The following is a 21950-nucleotide window of genomic DNA, read 5'->3' as shown; positions in this document are numbered from 1 at the left end:
GCGACCTCCTACAACAACGAGCACGCCAAGTTCCTCACCTCGGACGGGCTGATGCTCTCCGACCACGACCCGATCACCGTCGGCTTCACCTGGTCGCAGAACGCGGACTTCCAGCTCAGCGACCAGTTCGGCGGCCCGCACGGCGACTACTACCAGGACATCGACAGCGTCCCGGCCGCCGCCAGCGCCACCAAGATCTCACTGCGCTCCGGCTCCCGCGTCGACCAGGTCGGCATCACCCTCGCCAACGGCACCACACTCACCCACGGCGGGACCGGCGGCACCGCGTCCTCCCTGACACTGGGCAGCGGCGAGTACGTGACGTCGGCGTACCTGTGCGAGAGCAAGTACAACGACACCACCCGGATCTTCTACGCCAAGTTCACCACCAACCTGGGCAACACCCTGGCCGGTGGCACCACCACCTCGGACTGCGTGACCCGCACCGCCCCGTCCGGCTGGCAGATCGCCGGCTTCCACGGACGCTCCGGCGACGAGCTGGACAAGGTCGGCTTCATCTACACGAAGCGCTGACGGATCCGCGTAAAGGCACCGCATGACCTACGGCCGGATCACATGCCTCGCATGTGATCCGGCTCGGTGCGTCCGGCCGCCCTACGCGAACGCCGGGGGCACCAGTCGCCCGCGCGAGATGAGCGAGGTGGCCTGCTTCAGGGTGTGGACGCGGATGCTCACGCCGTAGCCGTCGATGCCCGGGACGGTGGCGACCTTCGTGGTCAGGTAGCGGTACAGGTCCTCGGTGTCGCGGCAGACGGCGACGACCATGATGTTGGAGTCGCCGCTGATGGCGGCGGCGAAGGCGACCTCGTCGTGGCCCGCGAGTTCCTCGCCGGCGCGCTCGGCCCGGCCGTCCTTGGTGCCCTGCTCACCACCAAGGCGCTCGACACCCTGCCCGGCCACCTGGCCGACGCCGGGGTGACGGGTGCGGCGCAGCGCGGCACCGTGGAAACTGCCGACGCCGGTGGTCTCGGCGCCGTCGCCCATATGAACCTCGGCGTGAACACCGGGCAGGCCCTGGGCGCGCTGGGCGAGTCGTTCCTGGACGGCATGCGGCTGTGCCTGGTGGTGGCCGGGGCCCTGACGCTCCTCGCGGCGCTGGTCTGCGCACTGCTGCTGCGCCCGCGGCGGGCGGCTGCTTCCACGGCGGCTCCGATCGCCGGCACGAACACCACTGGTGCCGCAACGGCGGTTGACGCAGCGGCAGTTGAGCCGGCACCGAACCGCTGAGCCGCCGAACCGCCCACGGGCGGGGCTCCCATCGCGTCCCCGCCGATGGGAGCCCCGCCCGCTGTCGCGTCAGATCGACACGGCGACGGCGGTGAACGTCGTGTCGGGCGTCTGCGGGCTGGTGAAGCGGGCGTTGACCAGATAGAGCCGGTTGCCGAAGCGGGCGGCGGTCGTGGGGACGTCGAAGCGCGGGTCGGTGATCGTACTGCGCAGGGTCGCGGTGGTGACCCCGGCATCGAGGTCGAACACGCTGATCCGGTTCAGGCGGTTCTGGACGACGTACAGCGTCCGGCCGATCCGGAACAGACCGTCGCCGTTGGCCACGTCGGACGCCCCGCTCAGGACGAGCTCGGCGGCGGCGCCGGTCCTGAGGGACACCCGGTAGAGCTTGCCGGGGGTGCTGCTGACGACGATGAGCCCGTGGCCGTCCGGGGTGCCGACGATGCCGTTGGCGTTGTTCACCCCGGGCGTCTGCACCCAGTCGCCGGTGAGCGGCAGGGCGGTGACCTCGCCCGTACGGCCGCGGGGGACGCCGTAGAGCACGGCGTCGAGGGAGTCCGTGAACCAGGCGCGGTCGCCGAGCAGGGTGATGTCGTTGATGAAGTGGCCGATGGTAGAAGTGAGTTGATAGGTCGTCAGTATCTCGCCGGTGCGGGAGTCGACGACGCGTGCGGCTCCGGTGCTGCCGGCGACGTACAACAGGCCGTCGTGGTCGAGCTTCAGCCCGACGGAGACCAGGCCGGTGACGCCCCCGGAGAGGACCTTGCCCTCGCCGGTGCGAAGGTCGGTGCGGTAGATCGCGCCGTTGGCCCGGGAGCCCATGTAGGCGTACGGCCTGCTGCCGATGGCAATGCCCTCGGGGAGCCAGCCGTTGGGCAGTGGGAACTCCGTCGGCCAACTGGCCGCCGCGGTGGACGAGTTGGCGCGGGCCGTGCCGGTGCCGGCCGTGACGGCGAGGGCGGTCAGGGCGGCGCCGCCGAGTAAGGCGCGGCGGGACGGCTGGAGTTGGGGGTGGGGGTGGGGGTGTATCCGGGTCATCGTGCATGCCTCCGGGACGAGGGGGGTGAGCGGGGACGGCGGTGCGGTCGGGTGAACTCGGTGACTCGGTCGCTCAGTGACTCGGCAGGCCCGGGCCCGGGTGAAATCTTCTCCGACTCCGCCCCAAGGCTCTGTCTTCGCGCAACGGCCCGTCGCTTCCCGGAGTTCCCATCCGCCCCACCCGTGTCCGACGCGGCCCGAAGCCCCCGGCCGCCGCGGTCCCGTCCCTGGCCGCGCGGGTCAGTTCGCGCAGGACAGCGGGTGCATACGTTTCCTCCACCACCCGTGAAACGGGACGACCGAGGAGGCAGGCTCGTGACGGAAAGCCAGTTGGACACGTGTGTGATCGGGGCGGGGCCGGCCGGGCTGGCGGTCGCCAGGGCGCTGACCGAGCGGAAGCTGCCGTACACGCATCTGGAGCGGCACACCGGGCTCGGCGGGATCTGGGACATCGAGAATCCGGGCGGACCGATGTACGAGTCGGCGCACTTCATCTCCAGCCGGACCCTGTCGGGCTTCAGCGGCTTCCCCATGCCCGATCACTTCGCGGACTACCCGCCGCACCGGCAGGTCCTGTCGTATCTGCGGTCCTTCGCCAACGCCTACGGGCTGACGGACCGGGTCGAGTTCGGTGTCGGGGTCGAGGCCGTCGAGAAGAACGCGGACGGCACCTGGACGGTCGTCCGGGCCGACGGGCGGGAGAGCCTGCACGGGCAGGTCGTGGTGTGCACGGGCTCCCAGTGGCACCCCAACACCCCTGACATCCCTGGGGAGTTCAGCAGCGAGGTCCGGCACACGGTCGGCTACCGCAGCGCGGAGGAGCTGCGGGGCAGGCGGGTGCTGGTCGTGGGCGCGGGAAACTCGGGCTGCGACATCGCGTGCGACGCGGCCCGGGCGGCCGACCGTGCGGTGATCAGCATGCGGCGCGGCTACTGGTTCATCCCCAGGCATCTGTTCGGGCGGCCGGTGGACACCATCGCCAACAGCGGTCCGCATCTGCCGATGTGACTGGCGCAGCGGCTCTTCGGCGGTCTGCTGCGGATCATCAACGGCGATCCGACGCGGCTGGGGCTGCAGAAGCCCGACCACAAGCTGTTCGAGACGCACCCGGCCATCAACTCGATGCTGATCCACCACCTCCAGCACGGCGACATCACCGCCCGGCCCGGCATCGCCCGCGCCGAGGGCAGCACAGTGCACTTCACGGACGGCACGAGCGACGACTTCGACCTGATCCTGTTGGCCACGGGATACATCCACAAAGTCCCGGTCGCACAGCGGTACTTCAGCGACGAACAGCATCCCGACCTGTATCTGTCGTCGTTCTCACGCGAGCACCGGGGCCTGTTCGGCATCGGGTTCGTCGAGACGAACGCCGGGGCGTACCGACTCTTCGACATGCAGGCACAGTTGATCGCCGGATATGTGCACGACGCGCGTCACGGTCTGTCCAGTGCGGAGCGGTTCACCCAGATGATCCGCGCCGACCGGCCGGATCTGTCCGGCGGGCTGAAGTTCGTGGCCCCGCCCCGGCACACCGGCTACGTCGACAGCGGGGCGTTCGTGAAGCACCTGGGCAGGGTGGCCCGGCAGATGGGCTGGCGCACCGAGGGCCAGGCGCCGCCGGTGCGGTCCCCGCGAAGGGTGGGGACGGCGGTATGAGGCGGTTCGACTTCACCGACAAGGTCGTGCTGGTGACCGGTGGCGCGGGCGGTATCGGCAGTGCGCTGTGCCACCGCTTCGCGGCGGGCGGCGCGCGCTGTGTCGTCGTCGACATCGACGGGGTCCGCGCCGAGCGGGTGGCCGCCGCACTGCCCGGTGCCGGGCATTCGGGCATCGGCTGCGATCTGACCCGCCGTGCCCAGCTGGAGGGGCTGTTCGAGCGGGTCGCCGAGGTCCACGGCCGGCTCGACGTGCTGGTGAACAACGTGGGCATGACCAGCTCGGAGCGTTTCGACGCGCGCAGCGTCGAGAGCATCGAGCAGGAGATCACCCTCAATCTGACCTCCCCGCTGGTCGCCACCCGGGTCGCGATCCCCCTGCTGAAGGCCTCGCGGGACGCCCGGGTGGTCACCACGGTCTCCCTGGGCGGGATCTTCCCGCTGGGCGAGACCCCGATCTACACGGCGTCCAAGTTCGGGCTGCGCGGCGCGATGCTCGCCATCGGCCTGGATCTGCGCGGCAGGGGCATCCTGGCGGGGTCGGTGCTGCCCTCGGCGACGGACACCCGGATGCTGCGCCAGGAGGCCGTGGACGGCGGCAACTCGATGCAGTTCCAGGACCGGCCGCAGCAGCCGGCGAACGCCGTCGCGGCCGTGGTGAGCCTGCTGGACAGGCCACGCCTTGAGGCCTACCCCCGGTCCGGAGAGTCAGGTTCTGGTCCGGTGCGCGATGCTCGTACCGAACCTGCTGCCCAGGCTCTTCCCCCTGTTCCGCAGGCGCGGCGACCGCGGCATGGCCCGCTATCTGGAGGAACTTCGCCGTCGTGGACTGGCCCGACAGACCGACGGGCGCTGGGAGTTGGTCGATGGCGGGGTCGGGAAGGTCGGCGCGCAGAACGAAGGCTTCGTCCTCCGCCACGCCGGTCGACCACACGGTCATGGCGCCGGAGAGGTTCTGGTACCGCACACCGGTCTCGATGGCGTGCCGCAGGGTGTCGGCGGCCATCAGCGCGAAGCCGGGCAGCCCCCACGCGGTCAGATGCTGTGCCGCGCGGACCTTCAGGCCCAGTCGCTCGTCCCCGGTGAGCTCCAGCGCGCGCCGGATCACCGCGCTCCCCTGGCGGTACGACACCCGCAGCGCGGCCGAGCGCATCACCGTCTCGTCCAGGCCGACCCGGCTCAGCAGGGGCGGCCGTAGGTCGATACCGCGTTCGTCGGCCACGACGACGAGATAGCGCAGGATGTTCGGCTGGATCGTCGCCGATGTGCTGCGGCTGGTCCCGTGCGGGTGCGCCGGGGCGGGGTCGGGGAACATCGCATTCACCTCCTCGTGGGCGACCACCGTAAACACCCCGGGCCTCACCGGTCGTCGGCGTGGCCGCCGAAGTCCCCTCAACGGCCTCCGGCGTCCTGCGCCCGGGGCACAGGAGACAAGCCAGGCGATGGGCGGGACAAGGCCAGTTCATGGGCAGGCGGCAATCGGTCGTTCAACCGGCGCTGCCAGCGTCGCGCCCATGAACACTCCTCGCATGGGCCTCCCCGACCGGCTCGCCGACACCCTGAGCATGCCCGAGCAACACGAGTACCTCCGCCGCGCCTTCTCCCGCCGCGGACTGCTGCGCGGTGGCGCGGTCGCCGCCACCGGTGTCGCCCTGGCGGGCGGCGGGGGTGTCGCAGCTGCGGCGACGCCCACGCTGCTGCCCGCGTCGGCCACGTCCGTCGTGCACGGTTCGCTGGTCGCGCCGTTCGGCCGGCACCTGGCCTACGGTGCCGATCCCCGGACCCAGATGCGTGTCTCGTGGCAGGTACCGCTGCCGGTGCGCAAGCCGTTCCTGCGGATCGGCAGAAGTCCCCTCGACCTTAGCCACCGCATACCGGCGGAGGTGCGCGACCTGTTCACACCGGCCGGGATCGGCAAGAGCGCCGACATCGACCAGTACTACGTGCACGCGGCGCTGGACAACCTGAGCCCCGACACGACGTACTACTACGGCGTCGGCCACGACGGCTTCGACCCCGCCGACCCGGGCGCCGCGCACACCGTCTACTCCTTCACCACCGCGCCCCGCACGCACAGCACCCGGCCGTTCACGTTCACCGCCTTCGGTGACCAGAACCCGAGTTACACCTCGATCGGCCTCAACTCCCTTGTGCAGGCACAGAGTCCGGCGTTCCATCTGCACGCGGGCGACATCTGCTACGCGGAGGAGACCGGCCACGGGCTGCCCGGGGACGCGGGCAACTACGACGCCCGCCAGTGGGATTCGTTCCTGGCACAGATCGAGCCGCTGTCGAGTCGCGTGCCGTGGATGGTGGCGTTCGGCAACCACGACATGGAGTCCTGGTACTCCCCCAACGGCTACGGCGGCAACGAGGCCCGATTCACCCTGCCCGGCAACGGTTTTGACGCCATGTCGGCTCCCGGCGTGTACTCCTTCGTCCACGGCAACGTGGGCGTGGTCTCGGTCGACGCGAACGACGTGTCGTACGAGATCCCCGCCAACATCGGCTACACCGGCGGCAGGCAGACCGCCTGGCTGGACAAGCGCCTCGGTGAACTGCGGGCCCGTACGGACGTCGACTTCGTCGTCGTCTTCCACCACCACTGCGCGTTCTCGACGACCAGCTCGCACGCCTCCGAGGGCGGGGTGCGCGAGCAGTGGGTACCGCTCTACGAGAAGCACCAGGTGGACCTGGTGGTCAACGGCCACAACCACGTCTACGAGCGCACCGACCCGGTCGTCCGGGACAAGGCCGTACGGACCCTGCCGATCGGCGGCACCCACGAGCCGGACCGTGGCGGTGTGGTCTACGTGACGGCGGGCGCGGGCGGCGAGAGCGTGTACAGCTTCCCGGTCGCCGACAGCTACGAGGGGCACGGGGACGAGATCGACTCGGTGCCGACGTACTGGACGGGCAAGGACGGCAAGGTCACCGAGAACGTCGACTGGTCCCGGGTCCGCTACACCGGCTACTCGTTCATCCGCGTCGACGTCGTCCCCGCCGCCCCGGGCCGTACGACGACCCTCACGGTCCGGGCGCTCGCCGCGACCGGCGCCGAGGTGGACCGCTTCACGGTCTCCCGCAAGGTGAGGAAGTCCGGGCACGGTTACTAGAACGACAACACGGAGCGGCGGCCACCGGTGTGGTGCCGGTGCCCGCCGTCCGCGGGGGCGAGCACCCAGAACAGGGGGGCGCCGTGGAGGAAGAGCGCGGCGGAGGATCGGAGAACCCGGCTCTTTCACCGCTCACAGACCCGTATGCCCTGATTTCATCACCCCATTGACAGGTGCTCCACGGGAGAGGCTCCGCTCCGGACTCCCTCAGCCCCGGAGAGTCACGAAAACACGAGCGCGACGGCCTCTCTTTCGGTCCCTGGGCCACGAATCTGCGGACACATCCGATATCGGCATCGAGGATGCCGCGAATCCCTTGCACGGAACGTGCGGAGATGTGCGCTCGGGATATGCCGAACCCCTGAGCTGCGATATATTCACGCCTCAACTGCCGTTGTTCGTAGGCGTTTTACCCTGCCCCCCGCTCTCCGCGAATTCCTTTCGCCGTGGACGGGGGCCACCCGTTTCCGCTCCGTGACACGCCTCACCGAAAGCCCTCCGCTCCGTGGCCATGACCCTGCACGAGGACCGGCCCCCCGCCGGTCGCCATGCAGCCGTTCCGTCCGGCAGTCTTTTCCGACGGATCTACGCACCTCGCACCAGTGACGCCCTGGCGTTCTCGATGTCGACGTACGCCATGCCGCTCCTCGTCCTGACGATCACCCGGTCCCCGTCGCTGACGGGCCTGGCGTTCGCGCTGGAGTGGACGCCCCGGATCGCCGCGTTCGTACTGGCCGGCAATGTGGTGGACCGGCGCGGCGCGGCGATCGTGTGCTTCCTGGCCTCGCTGCTGCGGGCCCTGGTGCTGGCCGGGGCGGCGGTCACGCTGGCCGTGCTGCCGCGCGGCACCGCGGAGACGGTGACCGTGCTGGTGCTGGCCGCGGTGACCGGCACGCTCACCCAGTTCAGCTTCGTCGCCAACGAGGCGGTGGGCGCGATCGTGACCCGGCGGGCCCAACACCGGCCGCACGGAGTGCAGTCGGTCCTCATCGGCATCGACCAGACAGCCATGCTCGTCGGCCCCCTGCTCGCGGGCTTCCTGCTGCTGGTGGGGCCGGGCTGGATGCTCGGATGTCTGACCGCGCTGTCCCTGCTGGCCGCCGTGCTCGGTCTGCAGACCCCGCCCACCCCGCTGCGCTCCGCGCGTCCCGACGGCGAACGGACACCCGGCGGGCTGCGGACCGGGCTGCGCATGCTGCGCAGACTGCCCGCACTGCGCTGGCTGGTGGCGGGTCTGGCCTGCTCCAATCTCGCGCTCGGTCTGCTCCAGTCGGCGAGCCCCGTGATCGTGGTGGAGAACTTCGGCCGCTCCTCCGCCGATGTCGGCACCCTGTGGTCCGCCGCCGCGGCGGCGACCCTGCTGGCGGTCACCTGCTGCCGGCTCGCGCTGAGCCGACTCGACCTGTGGGGCGTGGGGGTCGTGTGCGCGACGTTCGCCTCGGCGGCCTGCCTCGCTCTCCCGCAGGCCCCGTCCTACGCCGCCTACACGGTCCTCGTCGCGCTGTTCATGGCGGGCGACGGCGGCCTCACCGTCGTACTGCGCACCCTGCGCTCGCTGGTCATCCCGGCCACGGCCTTCGGCACCACGCTCTCCCTGACCATGCTGCTCCTGCTGCTGCCGTTCCCGGTGGCCGGCATCCTCGTCGCCCTCACCCCGCCGGCCCACCTCGGCACGGCCGTCCTGTGCTGCGCCGCCGTCCAGGCGGTCGCCCTGGCCATCACCTTCGTACGGCTGCGCAACGAACCCACGCTGCGCGCGACCGTCGAGCGGCCGCCGAGGGCCGCCCTCCCCAACGAGCCCTCGGCGAATCAGCGTTGACGGGCAGCGCCCGGCGACAATTCGGTTGAACGCGCGCCGGGCTGGTGCGCAGACTTGCACGGTGCCGACCGATCTGAACCCCAGGACCCTGAACTGGGACGAGGTGGATCCTGCGCGTCATCCCTTCGACAGCGAGTCCGCCGCCCAGGTGGTCCGCTCACTCGGACCGGCCCTCCGGGTACCGGTCCGGCCGAACCTCTCCTACGGCGATCCCGGTCGGCACGACTGGAACTGGAACGTGGCCAGACCCTGGGCCGACGCCATGTCGCACGCCCTCGCCGAGCGCTACGGCGGCTGGGCCGTGGGCTGGCGGTGGGCGCACGACGAGGGGGACTTCGACGGCGGGCCGGTCGGGAGCTGGTGCTGTCCGTCGCACTCGGTGGACACCCCGGAGGCGACCCTGGACCGGGTGGTCGCCGGGCTGTGCGAGTGGCGGAACTGGCTGGAGCAGCTGGCTGGTTGGTTCGAGGCGTATCCGCTGGACCTGTCTGCCCTGGCGGACCAGCGGATCCTGTGGGAGTCCACCGCCCGCAACCTCATCCTGCACGTCACCGACCGTACGGGCGCCGGCAGCGGCTGGTACGGGCACTGCGCTCAGGTCCTCACCTGGTTCCTCGCCCACCGGCACGTCGACCCCGCGGTGGCGCAGCGGCTGGTCGCGGAGGCCGTCGGCGGGCGGTTCCAGAGCTGGACCGGACCCGACCGGGTACTGCTCGACGACGTGGCGGAACGGATCGCGGAATCCCTGCGGCCCGAGGACGCCGTAGGGCCGCCCGGCCGCGGGCCCCTGCCCGACCATCTGCGGAGCTGGCTAGCGGTGCGTGCGGCCACCGCGTGGGGGGAAGTGCCGGACGGTGGTGGGGACGAGCCGGTGGTCCCGTCGCGGGACGGCGCCGCGGAGAGCATACGTACCTTCGACAGCGCCGTGGACACCGCGCGCGGGGAGGGTCTGCTCGCCGCTCTGGAACTGGTGCGGGCCGACGCGGCGCGCGGCGCCGCGCTCGACTTCGAGCTGCTGCGCGGCTGGCAGCGGCACGTCCTCGGCACACCGCGACCACCGTCGTTCCGCACCCTGCCCGCCTTCGCCAAGGGCGGCAGGGAGCGCTACGGCATCGGCCCCGACACCCGTCAACTCCTCGACGCCTGCCTGGCCGAGAGCGCGCGGGACAGCGAACGCCCCCTTCCGCTGACGGCCCGTGCCGCCCGCGTCTGTCTCGACGTCTGCTTCTTCCATCCGTTCGACGACGGCAACGCCCGCTCCGCCTTCCTCGCCCTTGTCTTCGTCCTCGCCCGCGAGGGCGTCGCTCTGGACAGGGTCTCCCTTCTCCGCTGCTTCAGCGTGCCGGCCGACGATCCGCAGAACGGGCTGATGACGGCCCGGTCCGTCGACTGTCATCTCAGGGAGACCCGGCGACGCGCCCGGGAACAATCCGTCCACCCTTGACCGTCCCGTTGACGCAGTGCCGATGTCATGGGCGCACCGGCGCCGTCGCCCCGGTTTGAGGTGGCACGATTTCGGCCGGGCCAAACGCCGATTCGGCCCTCGCGGAATCCCGCCGACGCAAGGCACCACACAATCCACGGCACCACCGCAGACCTCAACAGGGAAGGAAAACCATGCGGGTTGTCATTGTGTTTCCCGGGCCGCCACTACAACCGGACGCCCGGGTCGTCGACTTCGCTTTCGACACGGCCCGGTGCCGCACACGGCGCCGGAGAATCGCGTCCGTCTGCTGACGTCCGGCACGTTCCGGGCGTGACCCCGGCATCGCGGGCCGCCCGGCACCCGTCGCGGCCCCCGGCACAAGGAGTCCATCGCGCCATGACCTCCTCCCAAGCATCCGCGTTACTGGCCGGACTGGCCGTCGTCGCCGCCGCGGCCCTGTTCGGCGCGCTCGCGCGCAGGCTCGGGCAGCCTCCGGTCGTAGGCGAGATCCTGGCCGGCATCCTGCTCCGCCCCACCGTGTTCGACGGCGCGGTCTCGCGCGCTGCTGCCGACCGACATCCGGCCGTTCCTGACCGCCCTGGGACGAGCCCGGCCTGATCGGCGGGACGCCGGTGTGGCGCAGCGGCATCGATCCGGCGCGGGAGGGCCGTTGGCGGCCCTGCGCATCCGTCCGGACGCCGTCGTCCGACTGAGCGCGGCCCGCTCTCAGGCCCAGGCCGTCACCGGCACGAACGAGCTGTCGGTACGGAAGAGGTCCGTGCCGTCGGTCGAGTCCACCCTGAGTTGGTAGTTGTAGTGGCGCAGGTAGTAGCCGGGGTAGTTGTACGACTCGAAGCGGAGCGAGCCGGTCGTGGCGCCGGTCCGGGCGTAGAACGTGGCGTCCTTCGCGAACGTCGTCGTGCCGTCGTTGGCGTCGAAGCGGCCCCGGAAGTCGTAGTGGCGCAGATAGTTGCCCGCACTGTCCCGGAAGGAGAAACCGGTCGCGTCGGCGAGGCCCGCGAGAACGGTGAACGTGGACGCCTGCTTCAGCGCGGTGGTGCTGGCGCTGGTCACCACCGGCAGGTTGAGCAGGGCGGACTGCTCCTGCCAGTAGCGGGTCGTGTAGTTGGCGGACTGGAAGGAGCGGGTGACGCCGGTGGCGAGGCTCGGGCCGCCGGACACCGTCTCCTTGATGACGGTGAAGTGGCGGGCCGTGCCGGAGAGGGTGGTGAGCGCGGTCGGCGCGGACCAGGTGGCGAAGGTGTCGTAGCTGTCGCTGTAGTAGTAGTTGCCGTCGCCGTAGCCGTCGAAGAAGATCCGCCAGCCGCCGTTGTCGAGCTGGACGACCGAGGGTCCCTCGCGGTAGCTGCCCCAGCCGGCCCAGTCGCCGGTCCTGGAGATCGTGTAGGGGCCGGTGAGGCTGGTGGCGGTGCCGTACTCGATGTACTTCGCCGTCTCGTTCTTCGTGAACGCGTGGTAGGTCGAGCCGATGCGCACGATGTACGTGTCGATGTGGTTCGAGCCGATACCGGACAGGGCGACCGGTGAACTCCAGGCGGTGAGCGAGGAGTTGGTGGCCTTCAGCCGGTAGGGGGTGAAGATCCACTCGTCGTCGGTGGTCGAGCAGGACACGATGACGTTGACACTGCCGTCGCCGTCGACGAACCACTCGGGGGCCCAGGCGCGGGACAGGTCGGCGATCGGGACCGTGTAGTCGTAGAGGAAGGTCCAATTGACCCGGTCGGCGCTGCGGGCGAAGCCGATGGTGGTGCTGACGTCCTCCCAGGTGTGGGTGGTGTACGTCAGGTAGTAGTAGCCGTCGGTGTGCCTGAACACGCTGGCGTCGCGGATGCGGTTGCTGGGCGGGGTGTAGGCGGAGGCCTGGACGAGGCGGAAGTCGCTGGCGTCGTCGGACTGGTAGACGTTGACGGTGCCGTCGTCGCTGTTGAGGAACGGGACGATCGTGTAGCGGGTGGCGTAGCCGCCGGCGGGGGCAGCGGCCAGGGCGGTGCCGAGCAGTCCGGGGGCCTCGCCCAGGACGAGGGCCGAGGCGGGCAGGGCCGCCATCGCGCGCAGCAGGGCACGGCGGGACGGCGTGGGGGGACGTGTGGTCACGGGCGGCTCTCCCGGAGACTCGGACGTTCGTCATATCGAACGCGGTTCGTGAATTCGGTCAGAAGGTAGGGGTGGGTCAGGAACACGTCAATGGTTTGCACAGTGCTGGACGATCTCTGTGGGAAGCCTGTGGCGGACCGCCAACCGTCCACGTCACGGGGGAAGTTGCCGCATCCGCGCCACGCCGGGGGGCCGGCCGCTACCGTTCGGTGGACCACGCGCTCCCGGAGGTGCCGTCATGACGCCCGACCGTTCCCCAGGCCTGGCCGAGTCCGCCCGCGCGCTGGCCGCCGGCGAGGTGACGGCACGCACCCTGACCGAGCGGGCGCTGGACCGGATCGAGGCGACTCAGGCCTCTCTGAACGCCTTTCGGGTCGTACGGCGGGAGGCGGCGCTCGCCGAGGCCGACGCGGCGGACCGCGAACTGGCCGCCGGAGTCCGCAAGTTGCTCCTCGGGGTGCCGGTCGCCGTCAAGGACGACACGGACGTGGCGGGCGAGCCGACCGCCTTCGGCTGCCGGGGCGAGTTCCCGCCGGTGGCCGAGGACGGCGAGGCGGTACGACGGCTGCGGGCGGCCGGTGCCGTCGTCGTCGGGAAGACGAACACGTGCGAGCTCGGGCAGTGGCCGTTCACCGAGGGGCCCGCGTTCGGCGCGACCCGCAATCCGTGGAACTCCCGTCATACGCCCGGGGGTTCGTCCGGCGGCTCGGCCGCGGCCGTCGCGGCGGGCCTGGTCCCGGCCGCGCTCGGCTCGGACGGCGCGGGTTCGGTACGCATTCCCGCCGCCTGGACCCACCTCGTCGGCGTCAAACCGCAGCGCGGACGGATCTCGACCTGGCCGCGCGGCGAGTCCTTCCAGGGCATCACCGTCAACGGCACCCTTGCCCGTACGGTCGCGGACGCGGCCCTGCTGCTGGACGCGGCGAGCGGCAATCACCCCCAGGACCCGCACCGGCCGCCCGCGTCGCGGATGTCCGAGGCCCTGGGGCGCGACCCCGGCCGACTGCGCATCGCACTCTCCCTGAAGCCGCCGTTCACCGCGCTCCCGGCCCGGCTGCGCCCGGAGGTGCGGACTCGGGTCCTCGAACTCGCCGAGAAACTGACCCAGTTGGGCCACACCGTCGTAGAGGCCGATCCTCCGTACGGGCAGATCGGGCTGACGTTCGTCCCGCGCGCCGCCGTAGGTCTCGCCGAGCGAGTGCGCGAGGCACCCCACCCCGGACTTCTCGACCGCCGCACCCTGGACGCCGCCCGCCTCGGCCGGCTGCTCGGCGGGGCCCCGCTGCGGGCGGCCCGGCGCGCGGAGGCGGCCCTGCACGACCGGTTCGGCGCGTTCTTCGGGATGTACGACCTGGTCCTCGCACCGACAACCGCCGCTCCCCCGCCCCTGGTGGGCGCGATGCTCGACCTGGACGGCCTGGCCACCGACCGCGCGATGATCGCCGCCTGCCCCTACGCCTGGCCGTGGAACGTACTCGGCTGGCCCGGCGTCAACGTCCCAGCCGGGTTCGTCGCGGGCGGACTGCCGGTCGGCGCCCAGCTGTTGGGCCCGGCGAACAGCGAACCGCTGCTGCTGTCACTGGCCGCCCGGCTGGAGGCGGAGCTGCGCTGGCACGAGCGGTGGCCGGATCAGGTCGGCACGGATTCCCAGGCGGCACAGGCCCGTTCGGCCCGTACCCTGTGACCATGGACGATGCGTCGATGGTCGGGCTGATGGGGCGGGTCACCGGGACGGTCGGGCCCGGGCTCGTCGGCGAGGTGATCGTCCGGGTGCGCGGCGGCGCCGAGCACTTCCTCGCGTACGCCGCGACCGGCACCGGCCGGATCGAGCGGGGCACCGTGGTGATGGTCGTGGAATATCTCCCGCCGCGTACCGTCTACGTAACGGAGGCGTACGACAGTTGAGCGTGCTCCCCCGCAGGTGAGAGCCGTTTCAAGGGCCTTCGCGTCAAGATTGCAACAAGGATCCGCCAGCGTCTGTACCCCGGTGTCGCACAGGCGCACACTCCCTTCGTTCGGTGCCGAAAGGGCACCATCAAAAGGGGGCGTATGCCGATGGTCATCGGCGTCGTAGCGGGGGTGGCGGTAGTCGCCGTTCTCTTACTGATCGGTCTGTTCAAGTCGATGTGGCGGGTCGCCGAGCCCAACGAGGCACTCATCATCTCCGGCTCGAAACACCGTACCGAAGGCCTCGAAGAGGGCATGGGGTTCCGCATCGTCACGGGGCGCGGCACGCTGGTGCTGCCGGGTGTGCAGGCGGTGCGCAAGATCTCGCTGGACCTCAACGAGACCGAACTGCACGTGGATTGTGTGACCACGCAGGGCATTCCGCTCAAGGTGCGGGGCGTGGTCATCTTCAAGGTGGGCGACGACTTCGTGTCGATCGCCAACGCGGGCCGCCGTTTCCTCGACCAGCAGAAGATGATGTCGGAACGGGTGCACAACGTGTTCGCCGGTCATCTCCGGTCCATCGTGGGCGGGTTGACGGTCGAGGACATGATCCGCGACCGGGAGAAGCTGACCGGCCAGACCCGTGCCGCCTGCGGTACGGAGATGGAGAAACTGGGTCTGATCGTCGACTCGCTGCAGATCCACGAGATCGAGGACCCGACCGGGTACATCAAGAACCTCGCGATGCCGCACGCCGCCGCCGTGCAGCGGGACGCGCGCATCGCGCAGGCCGAGGCCAACCGGCTTGCCACCGAGGCCGAGCAGAAGGCCGCGGCGCGGATGTCGGAGGCCACCCGGGACAGCGAGATCCTCCAGGCCGGATACCAGGCCGAGCGCGACAAGGCGGCGGCCAAGGCCCGGCAGGCCGGACCGCTCGCGGACGCCGCCGCCCGGCAGGACGTCGTCGTACAGGAGACCCGGATCGCCGAACTCGACGCCCTGCGCCGGGAACAGCAGCTCCAGGCGGACGTCCGCAAGCCCGCGGACGCCCAGGCGTACGAGACCCGGGCCCGGGCCGAGGCCGAGCGTGACGCGCGGATCTCCGCCGCGCAGGCCAAGGCCAAGGAGACCGAGTTGGCGGCCCTGGCCGAGGCGAGCCGGATCAAGACGGCCGCGAACGCCGAGGCCGAGGCGACCCAGGCACGCGGTGCCGCCGCCGCTACGGCGACCAGGGCCACCGGTGAGGCCGAGGCCGCCGCCGCACAGGCCAAGGGCCTCGCCGCCGCCGAGGCGACCCGGGCCCAGGGTCTCGCCGAGGCGGAGGCCATCAAGGCGCGGGCCGCGGCCCTCGCCGAGAACCAGGAGGCCGTGGTCGCGCAGCAACTCGCCGAGAACTGGCCGGAGATCGTACGGGCCGGCGCGTCCGCGTTCGGCAGCGTCGACAACATGGTGGTCCTCAACGGGGCCGACGGCATGGCGGAGATGCTCACCAAGGCGCTCACCATGGGCGGCACGGGTCTCGGTCTGGCCCGCCAGCTGCTGGCCACGATGAACCAGAACGGCCAGACCCCGAACGGGACTTCGGCCCTCAACGGGAGTGCGCAACCGCCGTCGCAGAAGGTGCCGGTGGAAAAGGACGAGAAGTGACGTCAACGGGAGGCTGACGCACGGAGCACGGGGGACACCCTCTAAGGTGCCCCCCGTGACCGCGTTTACCGATGAGAACGTCCCGGGCCGCTTCGGCCCCTCCGCCACCACCGAGGCCGACCCGCGCGAGGTCGGCAGGGTGCGTACCGAGTACTCCCCCGCGCACGACGGGGACCCGGACCCCGGTGAGATCGTCTGGACCTGGGTGCCGTTCGAGGAGAACGACGGCCGGGGCAAGGACCGCCCGGTGCTCGTCGTGGCCCGTGAGCCCGGCGGGACCCTGCTCGCCGTGCAGCTCTCCAGCAAGCGCCACGACGGCGACCGCGAGTGGGTGGCGATCGGCAGCGGCCCGTGGGACAAGTCGGGCCGCGACTCCTGGGTCGACGTGGACCGCGTCCTGCGCCTGCACGAGGACGGCATGCGCCGGGAGGCCTGCGCGATCGACCAGATGCGCTTCAACCTGGTCCGCCACCGGCTGCACGAACGCTACGGCTGGACCTGAGCGGCTACTTCTGGAGCTGGCGCTCCGGAAAGGCGCTTACGAACGCGTCCCGGACCGTGGCACCCGGTGTGCGGTCCAGGACGCCGAACACCACGTGCTCGAAGGCTGCGGCGAACCGTCCGCCCGGCCCGAGCAGCGTGTGGAAGGCGCCCGCGACCTGTGCCGGGTCGTTCTGGAACACCCCGCAGCCCCAGGCCCCCAGGACCAGTCGGCGGTAACCGTGCGCGAGCGCCGTCTCCAGAACCCGCTCCGCGCGTACGGCGACGGCGCCCGGCAGTTCGGCCGCGCGCTCGGGTGCCGTACGCAGGACGACCCCGGCGTTCGGCGCGGCGGCGGTCAGGAAGCCCGCGGTGTACGGCTCGTCCAGGAGGCGGCCCTTGTCGTCGCGGAAGACGGGGACGGCCGGTGAGTGGATGACCCGGTCCGTGTAGAACGGGTCGCGGTGGGCGCGGTGGTGGTCGTAGAAGCCGCGGGCCTCGAGCAGGCAGGCGTACAGCGCGGAGGCGCGGCAGAGTGCCTCTTCCTGGGCCTGCGCGCCGTTGAGGAAACCACCGCCGGGATTGCGGGCCGAGGCGAAGTTCAGCACGGCGACGGGGCCGGTGAGCCGGCGGGCCGCCTCCAGGCTGCTCTCGCCCGTGACCTCGATGAACGTGTCCACCGGCGAGAAGGCCGGTATGCGCACCGGCTCCGGTCCGTGCAGGCGGGTGCCCACGCGGGCCGCTTCGATCCCGTCCGCGATGGACACCTCGCGCCCGTCCGCCGTGCGGTACCCCCCGGCCGCCACGATCTGCTCGGTCTGCTGCGCGATGCCGCGCAGGCGCGCGCTCATGGCATAACCCCCGTGTACGCCATGAGAGCGCGCCCCGCGATCTCCCCCGCGATCTCCCCCGTGATCTCCCCCGTCGTGCTCATACCTGCATCGTGAGCGATGCTGGTCGTGCGGTGCAACGGAGTTTCCGGGCTTCGCGAACGGCCGGCGAACCGGAGATTACCGATCCCGAACACGGCAATACGCACCCTTGTGCGACTAGCCGCGAGGGTCTTGGGTGGGACGAGTGTGCCGGCCCGGGCCCAACCGAAACCGGGCCGGCGACATGGTGGAATCTCAGGAGGATCCCGACATGTCCGATACGGCAAGTGACTGCAGCGACTGTACGGAGCCCCGTACCGCGGTCACCGAACCCGAGGTGGAAGCCCTGGTCAGGGGCATCTGCTTCAAGACCGGTCCGCCCCGAACCCTCGGGGTCGAAGTGGAATGGCTCGTCCACGAGCTGCGGCTGCCGCAGCTCCCCGTGACACCCGAACGGCTCGAAGCGGCCTATGCCGCACTGAAGTCCGTGCACCTGAGGTCGGCGCTCACCGTCGAGCCCGGCGGCCAGCTGGAACTGAGCTCGTCGCCCGCCGCCTCCCTGATGGAGTGCATCGGTTCCGTCTCCGAAGACCTCGACACCGTCCGCGCGGTGCTGGCCCGCGACAACCTTGGGCTGGTCGGCGTCGGCCACGATCCCTGGCACCCGCCGCGCCGGTTCCTGCACGAGCCGCGCTACGACGCGATGGAACGCTGCCTCGACCGCACCGGCCCCGCCGGCCGCCGCATGATGTGCACCTCGGCGTCCGTACAGGTGTGTCTGGACGCGGGCTACGAGGAGCCGGGGCCGCTCGGCCACGGGCGGCGCTGGTGGCTGGCGCACCAGCTGGGCGCGGTGCTGGTGGCCGCGTTCGCCAACTCCCCGCTGGTCGGCCGCAGCCCCACGGGCTGGCGTTCCTCCCGGCAGCTGATCTGGATGGAGATCGGCCCCGGCCGGGCGGGCGCGCCACCGCTGGACGCGGAGCCGCGCGGCGCCTGGGCGGAGCACGTCCTCGACTCGCCGGTGATGTGCGTCCGGCGCGAGGACGGTCCCTGGGACGTGCCCGAGGGGCTCACGTTCCGCGAGTGGACCCGGTCTTCGACGCCCCCGACCCGTGACGACCTCGACTATCACCTCACGACCCTGTTCCCGCCGGTCAGACCACGTGGCCATCTCGAACTGCGCATGATCGACGCGCAGCCCGGGGACGACGGCTGGATCGTGCCGCTGGCCGTGACGACGGCGCTGTTCGACGACCCTGAGGCCGCCGAGACGGCGTACCGGGCCGTGAAACCGCTGGCCGAACGGTCCCTGGGGCTGCCCGCGCCGCACAATCCGCTGTGGATCGACGCGGCCCGCTACGGGCTGTCCGACCCGGAGCTGCACGAGGTGGCGCTCGTCTGCTTCGCGGCGGCCCTGGAGGCGCTGCCCCGGCTGGGCGCGAGCGCCGGGGTCACGGACGCCGTCCGCGCGTACTTCGACCGCTATGTCATCCGGGGCCGCTGCCCCGCCGACGATCTGCTCGACCGCGTGCGTGGCACGGACAGCCGCCCGCACGGGAAGGACATCCGCACATGACCGACGCCGACACCACCGTTGATGACATCGATATCGAGGCGCTCAGGGAACGGGCGCTGACCACCCTCACCACGGCCCGGGACCGCACCACGCTCCTGACGAGCTGCGTGGACGAGCCCGAACTCACCGCCCAGCACTCGCCGTTGATGTCCCCGCTGGTCTGGGACCTCGCGCACATCGGCAACCAGGAGGAGCTGTGGCTGCTGCGTGCCGTCGGAGGCCGGGACGCGATGCGGCCCGAGATCGACGGCCTCTACGACGCGTTCGAGCACCCGCGCTCCGAACGCCCCTCGCTGCCGTTGCTGCCGCCCGCGGAGGCCCGGCAGTACGCGGCCGAGGTGCGCGGCCGGGTGACGGACGTACTCGCTGATTCGGCGTTCCGCGGGTCGCGGCTGACGGAGGCGGGCTTCGCCTTCGGAATGGTCGCCCAGCACGAACAGCAGCACGACGAAACGATGTTGATCACCCATCAGCTCCGCACGGGACCACAGGCGTTGACGGCTCCGGATCCGGAACCGGTACCGCTGTTCACCGGCCCGGCCGAAGTCCTTGTCCCCGGAGGCCCGTTCATCATGGGCACATCCAGCGAGCCGTGGGCCCTGGACAACGAGAAGCCCGCGCACCGGCGCGAGGTGGCCCCCTTCTACATCGACACGACCCCGGTGACGAACGGCGCGTATCTGGCGTTCATCGAGGACGGCGGCTACGACGACCCACGCTGGTGGACGAGGGAGGGCTGGGCGCACATCCGCCGCAACTCCGTCGTGGCGCCGCTGTTCTGGCGCCAGGACGCGGGCCAGTGGCTGCGCCGCAGGTTCGGTGTCACCGAGGCCGTGCCGCACGACGAGCCGGTGGTGCACGTGTGCTGGTACGAGGCCGACGCCTACGCCCGCTGGGCCGGACGCCGGCTGCCCACCGAGGCCGAGTGGGAGAAGGCGGCCCGCCACGACCCGACGAACGACCGCTCGATGCGCTATCCGTGGGGCGACGCCGACCCGGCCCCGCAACACGCCAACCTCGGTCAACGGCACCTCCGCCCGGCCCCCGCGGGCAGCTATCCGGACGGCGAATCACCCCTCGGCGTCCGCCAGTTGATCGGTGACGTGTGGGAGTGGACGTCGAGCGACTTCCTGCCCTACCCGGGGTTCAGGGCGTTCCCGTACAAGGAGTACTCGGAGGTGTTCTTCGGCCCCGAGTACAAGGTGCTGCGGGGCGGTTCGTTCGCCGTGGACGAGGTGGCCTGCCGGGGCACGTTCCGCAACTGGGACTATCCGATCCGGCGGCAGATCTTCTCCGGTTTCCGCACCGCCCGCTCGGGGGCCGTCTGATGTGCCGTCATCTGGCCTACCTGGGACCCGAGGAGCCGCTCGGCCGGCTCCTCGTGGAACCGGAGCACAGCCTGTACCGCCAGTCCTGGGAGCCACGACGGCAGCGGCACGGGACGGTCAACGCCGATGGTTTCGGGGTGGGTTGGTACACCGAGGGCGACCCGGTGCCGGGCCGCTACCGGCGGGCCGTACCCATCTGGGGCGACCAGTCCTTCGCCGACCTGGCCCGCGTGGTCCGCTCGGGAGCACTGCTGGCCGCCGTACGGGACGCGACGTTCGCGGGCGCGGACGGGGAGGCCGCGGCGGCGCCGTTCGCCGCGGGCCCCTGGCTGTTCAGCCACAACGGGGCCGTCACAGGCTGGCCCCAGACGCTCGCCGCACTGGCTCAACGGCTGCCGCCGGTCGACCTGTTGTCCCTTGAGGCCCGCTGCGACTCGGCGCTCGTCTGGGCGCTGGTCCTCGGCCGGCTGCGGGCGGGCGACGAGCAGGGCCAGGCACTGGCCGACACGGTGCTGGAGGTTGCCCATGCCGCCCCCGGCTCCCGGCTCAACCTCCTTGTCACCAACAGCGAGTCGATCGCCGCGACCGCTTGGGGCGACACCCTCTGGTACCTCTCGGAGCCCGGCCGCCGCACGGTCGTGGCCTCCGAGCCCTACGACGACGACCCGCACTGGCAGGAGGTCCCCGACCGCACTCTGCTCACCGCGACCCGCGCCGATGTCCTCCTCACCCCCCTGAAAGACCTCGCATCACCGAAGGAGCCCAGCACGTGAGTCCGTTCCTTCTCACCCGCACCCTGCCCGAGGACGCCACCGACGCGGCCCTGCGAGCCGACGTCCTGCACGGCCTCACCCGCACCCCGAAGACCCTCCCGCCGAAGTGGTTCTACGACGCCCACGGCAGTGAACTCTTCGAGCAGATCACCGAGTTGCCCGAGTACTACCCGACCCGCGCGGAACGGGAGATCCTCGTCGACCGGGCCGGCGAGATCGCCGCCGCGACCGGCGCGCGGACGCTCGTCGAGCTGGGCTCCGGCTCCTCGGACAAGACGCGTCACCTCCTCGACTCGTTCACCGACCTCGCCCTGTACGTCCCCGTCGACGTCAGCGAGAGCGCGCTCACCCAGGCCGGGCACGCCCTCGTCGCGGAGCGGCCGGGTCTCGACGTGCATGCCCTGATCGCCGACTTCACCGGCGCGATGACGCTCCCGGAGACACCGGGACCGCGCCTGCTGGCGTTCCTGGGCGGCACGATCGGCAACCTGCTGCCTGCCGAACGCGCCACGTTCTTCGCCGGTCTCCGCGCGCTGCTCTCACCCGGCGACGCGCTGCTGCTCGGCACGGACCTGGTCAAGGACGAACAGGTCCTGGTCAGGGCGTACGACGACGCGGCGGGGGTGACGGCCGCGTTCAACAAGAACGTCCTGACCGTGGTCGACCGCGAACTGGGCGCCGACTTCGACGCCGCCGCCTTCGACCACGTGGCCCTCTGGGACGCCGGCAACGAGTGGATCGAGATGCGGCTGCGGTCCCGCGCGGACCAGACCGTGAAGATCCCGGCACTCGATCTCGCCGTCGACTTCGCGGCCGGCGAGGAACTGCGCACCGAGATCTCGGCGAAGTTCCGCAGGATGGGCGTGCGGAGCGAACTGGCTGCGGCCGGGCTGGAGTTGGCCCACTGGTGGACCGACCGGGAGGGCCGCTTCGCGCTGTCACTGAGCGTGGTCCGCTGACA

The 21950-nt window shown here is 71.2% G+C and carries 18 protein-coding genes and 3 pseudogenes; 16 read left to right on the top strand and 5 right to left on the bottom strand.

All coding sequences use genetic code 11. The features are described from left to right. Positions 1-534 (top strand): jacalin-like lectin (locus tag AB0I51_RS22350; RefSeq protein ID WP_362977689.1); only part of this gene is annotated, 534 nt, incomplete at its 5' end. Positions 535-615: 81 nt separating this feature from the next. Here AB0I51_RS22350 and AB0I51_RS22345 read toward each other — a convergent pair. After that, positions 616-1005, bottom strand: coding sequence for an Lrp/AsnC ligand binding domain-containing protein (locus AB0I51_RS22345; protein ID WP_362977687.1), 390 nt, complete (start codon positions 1003-1005; stop codon positions 616-618). A gap of 12 nt (positions 1006-1017) precedes the next feature. Between AB0I51_RS22345 and AB0I51_RS22340 the strand changes: the two genes are divergently transcribed. After that, a complete protein-coding gene (locus AB0I51_RS22340; RefSeq protein WP_362977685.1) occupies positions 1018-1248 on the top strand; it encodes a hypothetical protein in 231 nt (76 codons plus the stop codon). Positions 1249-1317: 69 nt separating this feature from the next. On the opposite strand, the gene AB0I51_RS22335 is transcribed toward AB0I51_RS22340, so the two are convergent. Next, positions 1318-2286, bottom strand: coding sequence for a superoxide dismutase (locus AB0I51_RS22335; RefSeq protein ID WP_362977683.1), 969 nt, complete (start codon positions 2284-2286; stop codon positions 1318-1320). A 315-nt stretch (positions 2287-2601) separates the two neighbouring features. Between AB0I51_RS22335 and AB0I51_RS22330 the strand changes: the two are divergent. Both AB0I51_RS22330 and AB0I51_RS22325 read left to right on the top strand, forming a co-directional pair. Beyond that, a pseudogene (locus tag AB0I51_RS22330) lies at positions 2602-3948 on the top strand (NAD(P)-binding domain-containing protein). Next, positions 3945-4529 (top strand): annotated as a pseudogene (locus AB0I51_RS22325) (SDR family NAD(P)-dependent oxidoreductase); the annotation flags it as partial. The pseudogenes AB0I51_RS22330 and AB0I51_RS22325, both read left to right, overlap by 4 nt. Positions 4530-4809: 280 nt before the next feature. On the opposite strand, the pseudogene AB0I51_RS22320 reads toward AB0I51_RS22325, so the two are convergent. Continuing rightward, a pseudogene (locus AB0I51_RS22320) lies at positions 4810-5262 on the bottom strand (AraC family transcriptional regulator ligand-binding domain-containing protein); the annotation flags it as partial. Positions 5263-5476: 214 nt separating this feature from the next. Between AB0I51_RS22320 and AB0I51_RS22315 the strand changes: the two are divergent. From AB0I51_RS22315 to AB0I51_RS22300, 4 genes are all read left to right on the top strand, one after another. Continuing rightward, complete coding sequence (locus AB0I51_RS22315) at positions 5477-7063, top strand: metallophosphoesterase family protein (protein ID WP_362977702.1); 1587 nt, start codon at positions 5477-5479, stop codon at positions 7061-7063. Between the two features lie 511 nt (positions 7064-7574). Continuing rightward, positions 7575-8882, top strand: coding sequence for an MFS transporter (locus AB0I51_RS22310; protein WP_362977681.1), 1308 nt, complete (start codon positions 7575-7577; stop codon positions 8880-8882). 61 nt (positions 8883-8943) lie between these two features. Further along, on the top strand, positions 8944-10326 hold the full coding sequence (locus AB0I51_RS22305; protein ID WP_362977679.1) for a Fic family protein: 1383 nt from the start codon (positions 8944-8946) through the stop codon (positions 10324-10326). Positions 10327-10704: 378 nt separating this feature from the next. Beyond that, complete coding sequence (locus AB0I51_RS22300; RefSeq protein ID WP_362977677.1) at positions 10705-10926, top strand: cation:proton antiporter; 222 nt, start codon at positions 10705-10707, stop codon at positions 10924-10926. A gap of 108 nt (positions 10927-11034) precedes the next feature. Here the strand turns inward: AB0I51_RS22300 and AB0I51_RS22295 are convergent, their stop codons facing one another. Beyond that, positions 11035-12423: a glycoside hydrolase family 43 protein gene (locus AB0I51_RS22295; protein WP_362977675.1), complete on the bottom strand. Its 1389-nt coding sequence runs from the start codon at positions 12421-12423 to the stop codon at positions 11035-11037. Between the two features lie 238 nt (positions 12424-12661). Between AB0I51_RS22295 and AB0I51_RS22290 the strand changes: the two genes are divergently transcribed. The 4 genes from AB0I51_RS22290 to AB0I51_RS22275 all read left to right on the top strand — a co-directional run bounded on the left by AB0I51_RS22290 (position 12662) and on the right by AB0I51_RS22275 (position 16462). Further along, positions 12662-14107, top strand: a complete 1446-nt coding sequence (locus AB0I51_RS22290; RefSeq protein ID WP_362977673.1) for an amidase — start codon at positions 12662-12664, stop codon at positions 14105-14107. 2 nt (positions 14108-14109) lie between these two features. Next, complete coding sequence (locus AB0I51_RS22285; RefSeq protein ID WP_362977671.1) at positions 14110-14328, top strand: hypothetical protein; 219 nt, start codon at positions 14110-14112, stop codon at positions 14326-14328. A gap of 144 nt (positions 14329-14472) precedes the next feature. Continuing rightward, a complete protein-coding gene (locus tag AB0I51_RS22280) occupies positions 14473-15960 on the top strand; it encodes an SPFH domain-containing protein (protein WP_362977669.1) in 1488 nt (495 codons plus the stop codon). A gap of 55 nt (positions 15961-16015) precedes the next feature. Next, on the top strand, positions 16016-16462 hold the full coding sequence (locus AB0I51_RS22275; protein WP_362977667.1) for a type II toxin-antitoxin system PemK/MazF family toxin: 447 nt from the start codon (positions 16016-16018) through the stop codon (positions 16460-16462). Between the two features lie 4 nt (positions 16463-16466). Here AB0I51_RS22275 and AB0I51_RS22270 read toward each other — a convergent pair whose 3' ends face one another. Beyond that, positions 16467-17291: a TIGR02452 family protein gene (locus tag AB0I51_RS22270; protein ID WP_362977665.1), complete on the bottom strand. Its 825-nt coding sequence runs from the start codon at positions 17289-17291 to the stop codon at positions 16467-16469. Positions 17292-17583: 292 nt separating this feature from the next. Between AB0I51_RS22270 and egtA the strand changes: the two genes are divergently transcribed. Genes egtA through egtD form a run of 4 tightly spaced genes read left to right on the top strand, consistent with a single transcriptional unit; the run spans position 17584 to position 21948 of the window. Continuing rightward, entirely contained in the window at positions 17584-18888 is a 1305-nt protein-coding gene (gene egtA, locus AB0I51_RS22265; protein ID WP_362977663.1) for an ergothioneine biosynthesis glutamate--cysteine ligase EgtA, read from the top strand. Further along, a complete protein-coding gene (gene egtB, locus AB0I51_RS22260) occupies positions 18885-20216 on the top strand; it encodes an ergothioneine biosynthesis protein EgtB (protein WP_362977661.1) in 1332 nt (443 codons plus the stop codon). Before egtA ends, egtB begins: the two co-directional genes overlap by 4 nt. Then, entirely contained in the window at positions 20216-20989 is a 774-nt protein-coding gene (gene egtC, locus AB0I51_RS22255; RefSeq protein ID WP_362977659.1) for an ergothioneine biosynthesis protein EgtC, read from the top strand. The genes egtB and egtC overlap by 1 nt, the downstream gene beginning before the upstream one ends. Further along, the gene (gene egtD / locus AB0I51_RS22250) at positions 20986-21948 is read left to right on the top strand and encodes an L-histidine N(alpha)-methyltransferase (RefSeq protein ID WP_362977657.1); all 963 of its coding nucleotides are present in this window, start codon (positions 20986-20988) and stop codon (positions 21946-21948) included. The genes egtC and egtD overlap by 4 nt, the downstream gene beginning before the upstream one ends. Positions 21949-21950: the final 2 nt, after the last annotated feature.

Source organism: Streptomyces sp. NPDC050549 (assembly GCF_040655035.1).
Lineage (GTDB): Bacteria > Actinomycetota > Actinomycetes > Streptomycetales > Streptomycetaceae > Streptomyces.
Note: the sequence above shows the minus strand (reverse complement) of the source record. Positions and strands in the feature narration are given on the sequence as shown.